Annotated in this window: 12 protein-coding genes; 5 read left to right on the plus strand and 7 right to left on the minus strand. The window is 49.3% G+C overall.

The window, feature by feature from the left end; all coding sequences use genetic code 11:
* Nucleotides 1-56: 56 nt before the first annotated feature.
* The 3 genes from JYJ62_RS05640 to JYJ62_RS05650 form a co-directional block, all read right to left on the minus strand.
* Nucleotides 57-1,340, minus strand: a complete 1,284-nt coding sequence (locus tag JYJ62_RS05640) for an arsenic transporter (protein WP_205341217.1) — start codon at nucleotides 1,338-1,340, stop codon at nucleotides 57-59.
* A gap of 36 nt (nucleotides 1,341-1,376) precedes the next feature.
* Nucleotides 1,377-1,727, minus strand: a complete 351-nt coding sequence (locus tag JYJ62_RS05645) for a metalloregulator ArsR/SmtB family transcription factor (protein WP_205341218.1) — start codon at nucleotides 1,725-1,727, stop codon at nucleotides 1,377-1,379.
* Between the two features lie 228 nt (nucleotides 1,728-1,955).
* The gene (locus tag JYJ62_RS05650; protein WP_205341219.1) at nucleotides 1,956-2,786 is read right to left on the minus strand and encodes an SDR family oxidoreductase; all 831 of its coding nucleotides are present in this window, start codon (nucleotides 2,784-2,786) and stop codon (nucleotides 1,956-1,958) included.
* 492 nt (nucleotides 2,787-3,278) lie between these two features.
* On the opposite strand from JYJ62_RS05650, the gene JYJ62_RS05655 reads away from it, so the two are divergent.
* Nucleotides 3,279-3,542 carry a DUF2249 domain-containing protein gene (locus tag JYJ62_RS05655; protein WP_205341220.1) on the plus strand — a complete coding sequence of 88 codons (264 nt, stop codon included), beginning with the start codon at nucleotides 3,279-3,281 and terminating at the stop codon, nucleotides 3,540-3,542.
* A 147-nt stretch (nucleotides 3,543-3,689) separates the two neighbouring features.
* Here the strand turns inward: JYJ62_RS05655 and ahpF are convergent, their stop codons facing one another.
* Together ahpF and ahpC are read right to left on the minus strand one after the other, a co-directional pair.
* Nucleotides 3,690-5,243 carry an alkyl hydroperoxide reductase subunit F gene (gene ahpF / locus JYJ62_RS05660; protein WP_205341221.1) on the minus strand — a complete coding sequence of 518 codons (1,554 nt, stop codon included), beginning with the start codon at nucleotides 5,241-5,243 and terminating at the stop codon, nucleotides 3,690-3,692.
* 122 nt (nucleotides 5,244-5,365) lie between these two features.
* Nucleotides 5,366-5,929, minus strand: a complete 564-nt coding sequence (gene ahpC / locus JYJ62_RS05665) for an alkyl hydroperoxide reductase subunit C (protein WP_205341222.1) — start codon at nucleotides 5,927-5,929, stop codon at nucleotides 5,366-5,368.
* A 282-nt stretch (nucleotides 5,930-6,211) separates the two neighbouring features.
* Here ahpC and JYJ62_RS05670 point away from each other — a divergent pair, with 282 nt between their 5' ends.
* Nucleotides 6,212-7,447, plus strand: coding sequence for a multifunctional CCA addition/repair protein (locus JYJ62_RS05670; RefSeq protein ID WP_205341223.1), 1,236 nt, complete (start codon nucleotides 6,212-6,214; stop codon nucleotides 7,445-7,447).
* A gap of 9 nt (nucleotides 7,448-7,456) precedes the next feature.
* On the opposite strand, the gene JYJ62_RS05675 is transcribed toward JYJ62_RS05670, so the two are convergent.
* Together JYJ62_RS05675 and JYJ62_RS05680 are read right to left on the minus strand one after the other, a co-directional pair.
* The gene (locus JYJ62_RS05675) at nucleotides 7,457-8,104 is read right to left on the minus strand and encodes a response regulator transcription factor (RefSeq protein WP_205341224.1); all 648 of its coding nucleotides are present in this window, start codon (nucleotides 8,102-8,104) and stop codon (nucleotides 7,457-7,459) included.
* A 15-nt stretch (nucleotides 8,105-8,119) separates the two neighbouring features.
* On the minus strand, nucleotides 8,120-10,426 hold the full coding sequence (locus tag JYJ62_RS05680; RefSeq protein WP_205341225.1) for a PAS domain S-box protein: 2,307 nt from the start codon (nucleotides 10,424-10,426) through the stop codon (nucleotides 8,120-8,122).
* 152 nt (nucleotides 10,427-10,578) lie between these two features.
* On the opposite strand from JYJ62_RS05680, the gene JYJ62_RS05685 reads away from it, so the two are divergent.
* From JYJ62_RS05685 to JYJ62_RS05695, 3 genes are all read left to right on the plus strand, one after another.
* Nucleotides 10,579-12,201: an acyl-CoA synthetase gene (locus JYJ62_RS05685; RefSeq protein WP_205341226.1), complete on the plus strand. Its 1,623-nt coding sequence runs from the start codon at nucleotides 10,579-10,581 to the stop codon at nucleotides 12,199-12,201.
* Between the two features lie 100 nt (nucleotides 12,202-12,301).
* Complete coding sequence (locus tag JYJ62_RS05690) at nucleotides 12,302-13,678, plus strand: solute carrier family 23 protein (protein WP_205341227.1); 1,377 nt, start codon at nucleotides 12,302-12,304, stop codon at nucleotides 13,676-13,678.
* A gap of 63 nt (nucleotides 13,679-13,741) precedes the next feature.
* Nucleotides 13,742-15,514 (plus strand): acyl-CoA dehydrogenase C-terminal domain-containing protein, encoded by a 1,773-nt coding sequence (locus JYJ62_RS05695; protein WP_205341228.1) that lies wholly within the window; start codon nucleotides 13,742-13,744, stop codon nucleotides 15,512-15,514.
* Nucleotides 15,515-15,526: the final 12 nt, after the last annotated feature.

The following is a 15,526-nucleotide window of genomic DNA, read 5'->3' on the forward strand; positions in this document are numbered from 1 at the left end:
CTCTTATGATCTTACTTGGTCTGCTGTGAATCACTTAATAAGCCATCGGTGTTCGCTTAAATACTCAGGCGAATCGCTAAGGCGCTGAGGGTTACCAACAATACTGGCAGCGTCAGCACTACACCGACCTTAAAGTAATAACCCCAGCTGATTTGGATATTTTTACGTGCCAGCACATGCAGCCACAGCAGTGTGGCCAAACTACCAATTGGAGTGATTTTCGGTCCCAAGTCGGCACCAATCACATTGGCATAGACCATCGCCTGCTTAATCACCCCATCGACGCCAGCGGCATCAATCGACAGTGCACCGACCAATACTGTGGGCATGTTATTCATTATGGAGGACAGCACAGCGGTGAGCAGTCCCGTGCCCAAAGTCGCCGTCCACAAGCCCTGCGCGGCAAAGATATTTAACAGCTGGGCAATATAATCAGTGAGACCGGCATTTTTTAAGCCGTAGACCACCAGATACATGCCTAACGAAAACACCACCACTTGCCATGGCGCTTCCTTCAGCACTTTAGTGGTGCTAATCACCTGACCACGGGCGGCAATCAGATACAACAACAGCGCACAGACTGCAGCAATCACACTGATCGGTACACCCAGCGGCTCAATCACAAAAAAACCCAACAGCAATAAGCCTAACACCCACCAACCCGCCACAAAGGTTGCGTGATCACGGATCGCTTCTTTAGGCAGCTTGAGCTCATTCAAAGCATACGTCGCCGGTAAGTCTTTACGGAAGAACCAAAGCAACATCGCCAAGCTGGCAGCGATACTGACAACGTTCACCGGCACCATCACCGTCGCGTATTCATTAAAGCTGAGATTAAAGTAATCCGCAGAAACGATATTGACCAAATTCGACACCACAAAAGGCAAGCTGGCGGTATCGGCAATAAAGCCTGCGGCCATGACAAATGCCAACGTCGCCGCTGGGGAAAAACGCAGCGCCAACAGCATGGTGATCACAATCGGTGTAATAATTAACGCGGCACCATCATTGGCAAATAACGCCGACACCGCAGCGCCCAACAGCACAATAAAAGCAAATAATTTGCGCCCACTGCCGCCGCCCCAACGCGCCACATGCAATGCGGCCCATTCAAAGAAACCGGCTTCATCGAGCAGCAAACTGATAATAATAATGGCGATAAAGGTGGCCGTAGCATTCCAGACAATCTGCCAAACCAGAGCAATATCCGCCAATTCAACCACACCACTGAGCAACGCCAATAGCGCACCAAAAGAGGCACTCCAACCCACGCCCAGCCCGCGCGGCTGCCAAATGACTAAGACAATCGTAATCAGAAAAATCAGCAACGCGATCAGCATGAACAACACTCAGTCAGTGGAAATAATTGGAAGGGTTTAGTTACATACTGGCTGGTTGAGCGGCCCGCGCTCCATCGCCTGCAAACGCAGTAGATCACCCACCAACCACTGCTGATTAGCCGCGAGGGTTTGCTGCAGAATGCTCAGCACCCAAACCGGCAACTCTGGATGCAAACGGTAATACACCCACTGCCCTTGGCGACGATCCAACAACACGCCTGTGCTACGCAATAAGGACAAATGTCGCGAAATCTTCGGTTGGCTTGCCTGCAGACTTTCGGTCAACTCACAGACACAAAGCTCACCTGCACTGGCAAGCAATAAAGCAATCCGCAGCCGCGTATCATCAGCGAGACTTTTAAACACCTCAGTAGGTGTGAGTTGCATAAGGAAAGCCCTTCTAGAGTAAGGCAGTAAAACGAAAGCTGAACAACCAGCAGAGAAGCTTATATGCTAAACCACATATATGGAAAAGTGAATATACGGGTTTTCGAATACTCTGTAAATGTAGAAGAAGTGTCTTTAAAGACAGTTTGCGTTAACGTGGATTTAAAAAGTAATCAATGGCATCAAAGCTCTCGGGCGACCTTAGCCAAACAGGTCGCCCAGGCTTACTTATAAGCCAAAGGTTTCCTTTACCTTCTCTTCGAATGTTTTGTCATCCATGCTCTTGCGCATTGGCACAAACAGCTCGGATTCCTTGCCAACCTCAACGGCAATAGCGCTCGCCTCATCCTCGATAATGTTTTTCACCGCTTGTGCGATAGGCAGTGGATCAGGGCCTTCGTTGATGGCATTAGCCACAATCGGAACGAAATGAGCTACGAGATCTTTATAAGGTGAGTCCTCACTGGTGGTTTTGCTGTTGGCGACCAGCCCTTTTTTGACAAAGTTGGTTCCAAACAAACCGGCCAGAACAGAGTGCACTCGTATACCAAAGGGAGCCACTTCAAATCTCAGGGAGTCGGTAATCCCCTCAACGGCATATTTGCTGGCGTTGTAATGCGACAGCAAAGGCAGGCCCATCTTCCCGAGGAAGGAAGAAATATTGATTACCACACCACTTTGCGCTGCGCGCATGTGTGGCAGGACTTCGCGGGTCATCTTGATGAGGCCAAAAACATTCACATCGAATTGCTTGAATATCTCCTCATCCGTGCCTTCTTCCAGCGTCGCCAGCAGTCCAAAACCCGCATTATTGACCAGGACGTCGATTTTCCCTTCTTTGCCTATAACATGCTGGACGGCTTTCTGAATCGATGCGATATCCTGTACATCAAGCGCCACAGTATTAAGTTTGACGCCGCGCTTTTCGGCCTCATCCAGCAGTTCCTCACTGCTATTTCTTACCCCGGCATATACGCTATAGCCATGCTTAGCCAGCAACAGCGCGGTTTCCTTGCCCATACCGGACGTCGCGCCAGTGATCAAGACGGTCTTACTCATGATGGGATCCTTTCAAGTCAATAGATGTTGGTTTGCTGTGATTACTCAGCAGCTAAGGATTCAACAAACTGAGCACAAAGTAGCGAAACTCTGGCCATCAAGCTGACGGCATACTGGATGTCATTAATGAATATTGCTTCCATTGCACGGCAAAATAACCCTCTGCCGGACCAAACAAATACTTTTACTCTGAGTATCGCCAACTGCTCAATTGTTTCATCATGCTAAACGAATGTGCTCATATCGGCCAGAAGTGAGCGTGTAAGTAGCCGAATGATTTTGGATGCCAATCTAGGATGCTTGGCGAGGTAGCTGGCATCGCTGACCGCGTAACTTACTCGCAGAAGTGTGCATTGTGCGCGTATAAAAAGTCTGTCAAACACGCAACCAACACTCCAAAAACGCCTGATCCCATGCACTTAATACTAATCAAGGCGCGTAGCAGGCATTCGATTTAGTCTTCTTAGAGGTTTATCCACTAGAGGATTTCACGTGAGCACTCCGACTGCAGAGACAGAATTCCGTTACACCCCCTATTCGCTTGATGCTCGTGCTATTGCGCACCGCTTTCGCCATTCGGCTATTTTTGGTGCGTTGGATTCACTGAATCCAGGTGAAGCAATGCGCTTTGTCAACGATCACGATCCGCTGCCGTTGCTCAGTCAGATGCGCGAACGCTATGGCGAGCGTGTGCAAATTGTTTACCAGCAGCGTGAGCCAGGTGCGATCATGATTGATTTCATCGTAGTTGCGTAGATTTCAGCTGAGCCAATAAAAACGCCCGATACATTTAATGCATCGGGCGTTTTAAGTTACAGCATGCCTAAATCTAAACCTGAACGACTCTTCTTATATTGCTGTTAACGGCTTCCAATCAACGTTTAAAAATGGTCTGTGCGATAGTTACGAACGAATAATATGATCAAAGGCACTCAGTGACGCTTTTGAACCTTCGCCCATCGCGATGATGATTTGCTTGTAAGGCACAGTAGTCACATCACCTGCCGCAAAGACGCCGGGGATATTGGTGGCGCAACGTGCATCCACTTCAATTTCGCCGTGCTTAGATAGCGTAACAGTGTCTTTCAGCCAGTCGCTGTTGGGCAGTAAACCAATCTGCACAAAGATACCTTCCAGCTCAACATTGTGTAACTCATCGGTCGCGCGATCTTTGTAGACTAGACCAGTGATTTTGCTGCCATCTCCGACTGCTTCAGTGGTTAAAGCATTTTTAATCACAGTCACGTTAGGCAAGCTGTTGAGTTTTTTCTGCAAGACTTCATCGGCACGCAGTTTGGTATCAAACTCAAGCAAAGTCACGTGCTTAACCAAGCCCGCCAAGTCGATTGCTGCCTCAACCCCGGAGTTACCACCACCAATCACTGCAACACGTTTACCTTTGTATAAAGGACCATCACAGTGTGGGCAGTATGCAACACCGCGGTTACGGTACTCTTGCTCGCCGGGTACATTCATTTCGCGCCAGCGGGCACCGGTAGAAAGAATCACAGTTTTCGCTTGTAAGCGTGCGCCTGATTCAAACTCAACAGTGTGTAAACCGCCCTGCTCTGTGGCTGGGATTAAACGGCTGGCACGTTGTAAGTTCATCACATCGATATCGTATTCACGCACATGTTCTTCCATGGCACGCACCAGTTTTGGACCTTCAGTTTCTGTGACAGAAATAAAGTTTTCAATCGACATGGTATCCAGTACTTGGCCACCAAAACGCTCAGCGGCGATACCGGTACGAATACCTTTACGTGCAGCGTAAATAGACGCGGCGGCGCCAGCTGGACCACCACCAATCACCAGTACGTCAAAGGCTTCTTTTTCATTCAGCTTAGCCGCTTCACGGGCACCGCTGCCGGTGTCGACTTTCGCCAGAATCTGCTCAACGTCCATGCGGCCTTGGCCAAACATTTCGCCGTTAAGGAAAATCATCGGTACTGACATCACCTGACGCTGTTCAACTTCATCTTGGAACAGCGCGCCATCAATCGCGACGTGACTGATTTTCGGATTGAGTACGGCCATTAAGTTCAGTGCTTGCACAACATCTGGGCAGTTCTGGCAAGACAGTGAGAAGTAGGTTTCAAAATTGTATTCGCCGTCTAAATTGGCAACCTGCTCAATCACCTCTTGGCCTAACTTCGATGGGTGTCCGCCAACTTGCAGCAGCGCCAACACCAATGAAGTGAACTCATGACCCATTGGGATACCAGCAAAACGTAAGCTGATGTCACCACCAATGCGATTTAACGCAAAGGAAGGTTTGCGTGCATCATCACCGTCGGTACGTAAGGTGATGTTGTCACTCATGCCGGCTATTTCTTCCAGCAAGTTCTGCAATTCTGTAGATTTTGCACCATTATCAAGAGACGCAACAATCTCGAAGGGTTGCGTCACCTTCTCTAGATAAGCCTGTAATTGTCCTTTTAAATTTGCGTCTAACATGATTGATGTACTCCAAAATCTGTTTTTTGAATGTAAAACGCCCGAGCGGTGTGCGCCCGGGCGTCGGACGCTTACCAGTTGGATCACAACTTAGTAAGCTAGGATTAAGCTAAGGTTTAACCTTAGATTTTACCTACGAGGTCTAATGAAGGAGACAATGTTGCTTCACCTTCTTTCCACTTCGCTGGGCACACTTCACCTGGGTGAGCGGCCACGTACTGTGCTGCTTTAACTTTACGCAGTAATTCTTGTGCGTCACGACCCACACCACCGGCGTTGATTTCAACGATTTGAATTTTGCCGTCTGGATCGATAACGAATGTACCACGATCAGCCAGACCCGCTTCTTCAATCATCACACCGAAGTTACGGGTGATTTGACCAGTTGGATCACCGATCATTGGGTACTCAATTTTGCCAATTTCTGGTGAAGTGTCGTGCCATGCTTTGTGGGTGAAATGGGTATCAGTTGATACTGAGTAGATTTCTACGCCCAATTTTTTAAAGGTTGCGTAGTTGTCAGCTAGGTCACCCAGCTCAGTTGGGCAAACAAAGGTGAAGTCAGCTGGGTAGAAAAATACGACTGACCATTTGCCTTTCATGTCTGCTTCGCTAACTTCAACGAACTCGCCGTTGTGGAATGCAGTTGCTTTAAACGCTTTTACTTCGCTATTAATGTAAGACATTTAATAATTCCTTTGTGGGGTTAAGAACTTTACGGGATTAATACTAGGCCACTTCAGCCGTTAGGTATAATTGATTGATGACATTACTACGATAGCTTTTAGTAATCGATTCATTTTATCATCAATTAAACATTCCTATCACAGCCTCGATGACGAAAAGCCAGCGACCCAATAGTAGATACAAATACATCTATTGGGTTCCGCCGCACAATACTGTAGTCAGCACAGGATAGTGATTTACAGGTATCCTTACCGTAACAGCTATTTAAGGTACGTCTCTGTATGCAGATTTTCAAGGTCGGTGGTGCCGTACGCGATCAACTTTTAGGTCGCGCAGTCAAGGATATTGATTGGGTGGTAGTCGGCGCCTCGCCAGAGCAGATGCGCGCAAAAGGCTATCGTCCGGTCGGCGATGACTTTCCGGTGTTCTTACATCCGCACAGCGGTGAAGAATATGCCTTGGCCCGTACTGAGCGCAAAAATGGTCATGGCTATGGTGGTTTTACTTTCCATACCAGTCCAGATGTGACCTTGGAAGAAGATTTGCTGCGCCGCGATCTGACCGTTAATGCCATGGCGCTCGCCGATGACGGCAGCCTGATTGACCCCTATGGTGGCCAAGCTGACTTAGCCGCAGGCATTTTGCGCCATGTCTCACCCGCCTTTGCCGAAGACCCACTTCGCGTATTGCGTGTGGCACGTTTTGCCGCACGCTATGCTTATTTAGGCTTTCGTGTGGCCAGCGAAACCTTGGCGTTGATGCGCGTGCTGACTGAGTCGGGTGAATTACAGCATTTAACTGCTGAGCGTATCTGGCAAGAATTTGCCTGTGCGCTGATGGAAGATAATCCAGAAGTGTTCCTGCAAGTGTTGCGTGACTGCGGTGCCTTAAAAGCGCTGCTGCCTGAAGTTGATCTGTTATTTGGCGTGCCACAACCGGCTGAGCATCACCCGGAAGTTGACACCGGCGTACACATCTTAAGTGTCTTGCAACAATGTGTGCGTTTTCAGCAAACGCTTAATATTCGTTGGGCGTGCTTGCTGCATGATTTAGGTAAAGGCATTACCGATCCGGAGCTGTGGCCACGTCATCTGGGTCATGAAAAAAAGGGTTTAGCGCTGATTAAGAAAGTTAATAAGCGTTTTAAAGCACCCAATGACTGCGCTGAATTAGCCGTGTTGGTCGGCGAATACCACACCCATGCCCACCGTGCGCTGGAGTTACGACCAGAAACCTTATTAAAATTATTAATGACCTTCGATATTATGCGCCGACCGCAACGCTTTGCTGATTTTGTTGCTGCCAGTGAGATGGATTCACGCGGGCGTTTAGGTCTTGAAGACCGTCTCTATCCGCAAGCGGATTATTTGCGCTGTGCCGCTGAAGTAGTGCGCTCCGTGAGTGTAAAACCTCTGTTGGAGCAGGGCTTGCAAGGTGCAGAACTGGGTTTGGCTTTGAATGCTGAGCGTTTGCGCACCTTACAAACCTATGTCGCCAACGCTCGCGCAACGAACTAAAAAATAGTCTTAATCGCTCACTGCCACGCCACGCAGGGCCAGCGAATCAACTAAGTCGGCGGCAATCGCCATCCCAACCAAATCAGGCAAAGTCTGCGCTTGCATATGCTTCATTACGCGTGAGCGGTAGAGATCGATGGTCTTCACGCTAATGCCCAATTGCTCAGCGATTTCACGATTGGTATAGCCTTGTACCAACGGCAGTAGCACATCACTTTCACGCGGCGTAAGGCTGGCAATACGCTGCACAACAGCACCGAGCAGACTCTCACTAGCGAGTTCATTAAAACGATTCAGTACCTGCTGGACGCTGTCTAACAGCAGCTGCTCGTTATAGGGCTTTTCAATAAAGTCCACCGCGCCAGCACGAAAGGCGCGCACCACAATGGGGACATCAGCATGACCACTGACAAAAATAATCGGCAAATCCAGCCCTCTGCTACGCAAAGCTTCTTGCACATTCAGCCCGCCCATACCCGGCATACGTACATCTAAAATAACGCAGGCATGACTGCTAGCCAGCTTGGCATCAAGAAACGCCTGGCCACTGATAAAAGGGATAGCGCGCAAGCCGATCGACTCCAGCAACCATACCGTTGAATCCAACATACCCTGATCATCATCCACTACATATACGATCTGCTCTACTGCACTCATGTTAAGTCCTTATAATTATTTATGCTTGTGAACTGTAAGCCGCTCATCAGCGCGGCTGCGTACCGGTAAACGGCAACTTAAACATAAGCCGCCTAATAAACCTTCTTCTGTCTCCAGTGATCCGCCAAAGCCTTCGATAATACTACGACTCATGGACAAACCTAAGCCTAGACCATCGACTTTACTGGTATAAAAAGGGGTAAATAACTGCTCCAACTGCGCAGGTGTTACGCCTGCTCCTTGATCATGCACTTTAATATAAACATGCTCAGCCTGCTGCTCAGCAGTAATTAAAATGCGTGATGACTGATTTCCAACCTGATATTGCTCACGATTGGCCTCAATCGCATTACGTAAGACATTCAATAACACTTGCTCTAATAAAACTCGATCAGCATAAACGTAAGGCAGCTCAGTCAGCATTTTTTTCTCAATCGTCACCTGCGCATTCACCGCTTCCCAAGCGCAGAGCTGTACGGTTTCCTGCAGAACTTCAGCAATATTTAAAGCCTGCATCCGCCGCGGTTCTTTACGCAAGAAAGCCCGTAAACGCTTAATCACTGCAGCGGCATGGTTGGCATGTTCAGTAATGCGCTGCAAGCCTTGCACCACGCGCTGAATTGATGGCGATTGACTATCGGCTGCTTGCAAATAACGCAAGCTGGCATTCGCATAGTTGATCACCGCAGCCAGCGGCTGATTCATCTCATGGGCGATACCTGAGGCCAATTCACCTAAAGTCACCAAACGTGCAGTATGTGCCAGTTCCTCTTGATGTTTACGGTTCTGCGCTTCACGCAATTCACGCTCCGCCATATTGCGCGCCACCAATGAATAATAACGCTCACCACCAGCAACGGTATGCGCCAGCAACACCAAAGAAACGGGGAAAGACGCGACGTTAGCACAGGGCTGAAAGCGGGTTTCACAACTCCATACTCCGTGCTTATCAGCCGCTGGCCAGCCCTGCTGAGTCAGCTCATTTAGCGTTGCCGAACCGACCACATCGGCTAACTGTAATGTGTCTTGCTGTTCAGCAACATGCAATAAACGTCGCGCCGACGGGTTCATCCAACGGATCAGACCATTGGGATCAACAAATAGCACCAGATCAGTATTAACCTTAACCACCTCAGCTAAACGGCGGCGATTTTCCTCGGCTTTAACCCGCTCGGTGATGTCGCGTGACACACTGACCACTTCGACAATCGCACCGGTATAGGTCTCACGTATCGCCCGACTGGCAGTTTCAAACCACAGATAATGCCCTGCACGATGGCGTACGCGCGCGGTCATCGTATGGTAACCGTCTTCCGCTAAGGCATTCTTAGCCCTCTGCTCGACCAACACGATGTCGTGCTTATGCAACAAGGTTTGGCAGCGCATACCGCATAACTCTTCAGGCCAATAACCCAGCAAACTCCATGATGCTGGTGAGGCACTAATAAAACGTCCATCGGGCAGATGCCGTGAAATTAAGTCGGTGGTGTTTTCAGTAATGAGGCGATACAAACGCGAGGCTTGCGCCGCCTCTTGCAACTGCTGAGCCTGCTCGGTGATATCACGGCCACGAACTAAAATACGCTGCTGCTCTAGGCAAGGAATATAACTCCATTGCAATATGCGCTGACCAAACTGCGCCGACACATCGGCAATCATCCGTTGCTGGCTTAAACAGGCGCGCACTAATTGTCTATGATTATTTGGCAACGCCTGTTGCGCATTCTCGGCAATCTGCCCAGCAAACATCTCGGCGGCAGTTTTATTCACCTCAAGCAGCGTCGCATGCTGATCAACCCACAAGGCCGGGTGTGGATCAGTGCTTAACAGCTCAGTCGGTAAAGGCGCATCCTGGGCGCAATGCAACCACGTGCCGAGAACCACTAACAAGCTATCGAGCGCGGACAACGGTGCCGCAGCCTGCAATTCAATCACCAGCAGCCCATGTTGCTGAGCCAATAAAGGTAGGTTCACTACAACACCATGACTGATCCCAGCGCGACGCATGCGCTTCGACAACCAACAATCCATGGCACTGACTTGTTCAATACTCAGCTGCGTGTGTTCTTGCATCAACGTAAATAAATTGTGATCTGTGGCAGCTACAACATCACTTGGCCCCGGTGGCCAACAGCGCACATCACCTTCCGGATTATAAATATCAGCACTGTCCTGCCAGCTGAAATACCACACGGAATGCACCTGCGGGTCAGCGCGCAACAACGCTTGCACAACCCGTGCGCACTCAGCCAGCGGCTGCCTCTCGCTTAAAAGACGCTGCAGTAATCGCAGCTGCAATCGTTGTTCAACCTGACGGCGCATAGACAACCCTAAAAAGGTATAGGATAAATACTATAGAACTATAGTTCATCTACCATTATAAAAAGACAAAGCTTATAACAGACACACAAACAAACCGTATAACTGCCTAATAGTTAACGGCCAGAGCTAATAAAAAGCCACAGGTATTAAAAATGTCGATCTACGAACAAGGCCTTGACCGCAACTCAGTTAATCATATGGCACTCAGTCCGCTCAGTTTTATTGAACGCACCGCCGCTATCTATCCAAATTACCCTGCTGTTGTACATGGTGCCATCCGTCGCACTTGGGGGCAAACCTATACACGCTGCCGCAAACTCGCTTCTGCTCTGGCCAGTCGTGGTATTGGTAAAGATGACACAGTTGCAGTGATGCTGCCCAATATTCCAGAGATGCTGGAACTGCACTTTGCCGTACCGATGATTGGTGCGGTGATTAACACACTCAACGTACGCCTTGATGCTGAAGCCATTAGTTTTATGCTGCAGCACGGTGAAGCCAAAGTATTGGTGGTTGACCGTGAGTTTTGCGAGGTGGCACAGACCGCCTGTCGCATGCTGGAGAACCCGCCACTGATTATTGATGTCAATGACCCAGAGTACGGTGAAGGCCGTCCCGTTAGCGACCTTGATTACGAAGCATTTTTAGCTGAAGGCGATCCAGACTATGCTTGGCAGTGGCCTGAAGATGAGTGGCAAGCAATTTCGCTGAACTACACATCCGGTACCACCGGCAACCCTAAAGGTGTGGTTTACCACCACCGTGGTGCCTTCTTAAATTCGATGGGCAACCAAATGACCTGGGCGATGGGCAACCACCCCGTATATTTGTGGACCCTGCCGATGTTTCACTGCAACGGCTGGTGCTACCCATGGACCATTACTGCTCTTGCGGGTGTGAATGTGTTTTTGCGCCGCGTCGATCCGCAGAAAATCCTTAACCTGATCCGCGATGAACACGTCACGCACATGTGCAGCGCGCCTATTGTCCTACAAGCGCTCGTCAATATGCCTGCCGAAGCCAAAGCGGCAATTGAGCATCCGGTTAAAGCGATGGTCGCAGGTGCTGCACCTCCGGCTAAAGTCATTGGCGCGGTAGAGGAAATGGGTATTGAAGTAACCCACGTCTACGGTCTGACTGAAGTTTACGGCCCGGTCACCTTATGTGCATGGCATAAAGAATGGGATGACTTACCACTGGAAGAACGTGCGGTGATTAAATCCCGTCAAGGCGTTCGCTACCCAACCCTCGAAGGCGTGATGGTGGGTGATCCAAAAACCTTAGAGTTCACACCCAAAGACGGGCAAACCATTGGCGAAGTCTTTATGCGCGGTAATACCGTGATGAAGGGCTATCTGAAAAACCCAACAGCCACCGAAGAAGCCTTTAAAGACGGTTGGTTCCATACCGGCGATTTAGCGGTCTGGCATGCTGATGGTTATGTAGAAATTAAAGACCGCTCCAAAGATATTATTATTTCCGGCGGTGAAAACATTTCCACCATTGAAGTGGAAGGTGTGCTCTATCACCACCCTGCAGTACTAGAAGCAGCAGTAGTAGCGCGTCCCGATAGCCACTGGGGTGAAACACCCTGCGCCTTTATTGCGTTAAAAGCGGGCCAAGAACAGACCAGCGCAGAAGACATTATGAGTTTCTGTCGCGAACATATGGCCGCCTTTAAAGTGCCTAAAACCGTGATATTTACCGAACTGCCAAAAACCTCAACCGGAAAAATACAAAAATTCGTCCTGCGCGAAACCGCTCGAGCACTATAAAAAAAGGCGCTGACGCTGCCATAACAACAATAACAATTGTATCTGTGCTGCATTTAGCCTGCTGACTGCTGCCGCACAGATCACTGAAGAGACTAGAACCATGCAACTGTATCAACGTAAAGACGGTGAAGAACAACCTTACTGGCCTGCCGGCCCTTTTAAAATACGCCTGCCTTTTGTGCACTACCGCTGGGAAACCGCGGAAATGTTTCAAGCGCTGATTATGTTTGTGGTCAGCCTTGGGATGATTCCGCTGTTAGAAAAATACTTAGGCCTACCCTACGATGTGGCCTTAGCCTATGTCACCGTGTGTGGTATTGGCTTTATGCTGCCCGCACTCTTAGGTGTGCCTTTTGTACCGGGCTGGATTACCCCTGGCATTCCAGTGGTCTTACTGTTTTTAGGTGACTTTGAGCCCGGCCCAGAAGCCATTCAAGCGCTGTTTGCCTTACAATTTCTGGTGTTTGTCATCTTTCTAATTCTTGGAATCACACGACTGGGTAGTACGCTGGTGCGTATTATTCCTAACTCGATGAAAGGCGGCATCATTATTGGTGCAGGTATCGCTGCCCTGATTGGCGAGATTGATGCCGGTGGGCGCTTAGCTAATACGCCAATTTCTTTGGTGATTGGCAGCTTAGTCTGTTTATATCTGATGTTTTCTGTGTCCTTCCGCGGCCTAACTGAACGCCTGCCCTTTGCCCGTAAGGTTGTGAACTATGGCATGGTGCCTGGCATGTTGATTGCGATCTTTATCGGCATTGGCGTGGGCGAATACAAAATGCCGGATATACGTTTTGGTATTACTGCACCCGCCTTTGCAGAAATGTGGAACTACCTACCGTTTACCCTAGGATTCCCAGACGCCAAGGTGTTTATGCTAGCGATTCCAACGGCAGTGATTGCTTATATTATTGCTTTCGGTGACATCATCGTTGGTCAATCATTAATGCAACGTGCCGATGAATTGCGCCCTGACGAAAAAATTGAAAACAATATCGACCGTGTCCACTTAGTCACCGCTTTACGTAACGCCATTCACGCTTTCTTCGCACCCTACCCTGGTTTAGCGGGCCCTCTGTGGACAGCTGTAGCAGCGACAATGGCCGAGCGCTACAAATACGGTCGCCATGCCATGGAATCGATTTACAGCGGCTGCGGCACTTTCTGGATTACCGGTTTCCTTGCACTATTTATGCTACCGCTGGTGACTTTCTTCCAACCGGTACTGCCAATTGCCTTATCTCTGACCTTAGTTTTAACCGGCTACATTTGCTTAATGGTCGGCTTTGAACAGCTCAATAACAACACTGAGCGCGGTATTGCTGGCACTATGGGCGTTGTGCTCGCGGTGTATGGGGCAGGTTGGGGTTTAGCAGCAGGTGCGGTGCTCTATATTTTAGTTGAGCGTACACACATTCTGAAATTCACCACGGCCAAGCCTCAACAAGACGACACGGCAACACCTACAGAATAATAAATCATTTGTATTAGATAGCCGCCCTAACCTGCGGCTTTCGCAACCAAAATAGGATAGATCATGTCTGATTTCAACGCTCCTTTGCGCGATATGCGCTTTGTCCTGCACGAAGTATTCAATGCTAAAAAAGTTTGGGAGCAGCTGCCTGAACTGGCAGAGAGCGTTGACCCAGAAACCGCAGATGCCATTCTTGAAGAAGCAGCAAAAGTAACCAGCCAATTAATTGCACCCCTCAGCCGCAGCGGTGATGAGCAAGGCGCACAGTGGGACAATGGTGTGGTCACCACGCCCGATGGTTTCAAGCAGGCTTACAACACTTATATTCAAGGTGGTTGGGTTGGCTTAGCCGGTAACCCAGCCTACGGCGGCATGGGCATGCCAAAAATGCTCTCCGTGCAATTTGAAGAAATGCTGTATGCCGCGGATTCAAGTTTTGCACTGTACTCTGCCCTCACCTCTGGCGCGTGTTTAGCCATTGATGCACACGCCAGCGAAGAACTAAAAAGCACCTATTTACCGCCTTTATATGAAGGCCGTTGGGCTGGTGTCATGTGTTTAACTGAAGCGCATTCAGGTACTGACTTAGGTCTGATCCGCACGCGCGCCATCCCAGACAGTGACGGCAGCTATACAATCACCGGTAGCAAAATTTTCATTACTGGCGGCGAACAAGATCTCACCGAAAATATTGTTCACTTAGTGCTAGCCAAACTGCCTGATGCTCCTGAAGGCGCACGCGGTATTTCTTTATTTTTAGTGCCGAAAATCAACGTTAATGCTGACGGTTCATTAGGTTCTCTTAACGAAGTCACCTGCGGTTCTATCGAACATAAAATGGGTATCAAAGCTTCAGCCACCTGCGTGATGAACTTTGATGGTGCCACCGGTTATTTAGTCGGCGAGCTCAACAAAGGCCTCGCGGCAATGTTTACCATGATGAACTACGAACGTTTATCCATTGGTATTCAAGGCATTGGTTGCGCAGAAACGTCCTATCAGCGCGCAGCCAATTATGCTCGCGAGCGTATTCAAAGCCGAGCAGCCACAGGCGTACAAAACCCTGAGCAAGCCGCTGACCCCATTATTGTACACGCCGATGTGCGCCGTATGCTGCTGACCATGAAGAGCATGACCGAAGGCGGCCGTGCCTTTGCTTGTTATGTGGGCAAGCAATTGGATATTGCCAAATTCAGCCCAGACAGTGCATTAGCCGCTCAAGCGCAAGACTTGGTCGCGTTACTGACGCCAGTCACCAAAGCATTCTTTACTGATACCGGTTTAGAAAGCTGCATCCACGGCCAACAAGTCTTTGGTGGCCACGGTTATGTGCGCGAATGGGGCCAAGAGCAATTGGTGCGTGATGTGCGCATTGCGCAAATCTATGAAGGCACCAACGGTATTCAAGCGCTCGACTTAGTCGGTCGTAAACTGGTCGCCAATCGCGGCGCATTTTTAAAGACCTTCACTCGTAGCATTCGTGAACAACTCAGCCAGCCCAACACCTTGTATGCGGCTGAAGTGTTGGCTGCGGTCGAGCGTTTAGAAAGTGTCAGCCAGTGGTTGCTTGAGCAAGCAGCTGTCAACAAGAACGAAGTGGGTGCCGCTTCAGTTGAATACCTGCATCTGTTTGGTTACGTGGCTTACGCTTGGATGTGGTCACGGATGGCGACAACTGCGCAAGCCAATCACGCTCAAGATCCAGATTTTTATGCGGCCAAACTGGCCACGGCTGACTTCTACTTCGCCCGTATGCTGCCACGAACCTTAGGTTTGGAAGCCAGTATTAAAGCCGGTAGCCAGTCTTTATATGGATTAGCCGCAGAGCTTTTTTAAGATAAGCGATCC

This window comes from Denitrificimonas caeni (assembly GCF_905120345.1).
Classification (GTDB): domain Bacteria; phylum Pseudomonadota; class Gammaproteobacteria; order Pseudomonadales; family Pseudomonadaceae; genus Denitrificimonas; species Denitrificimonas caeni_A.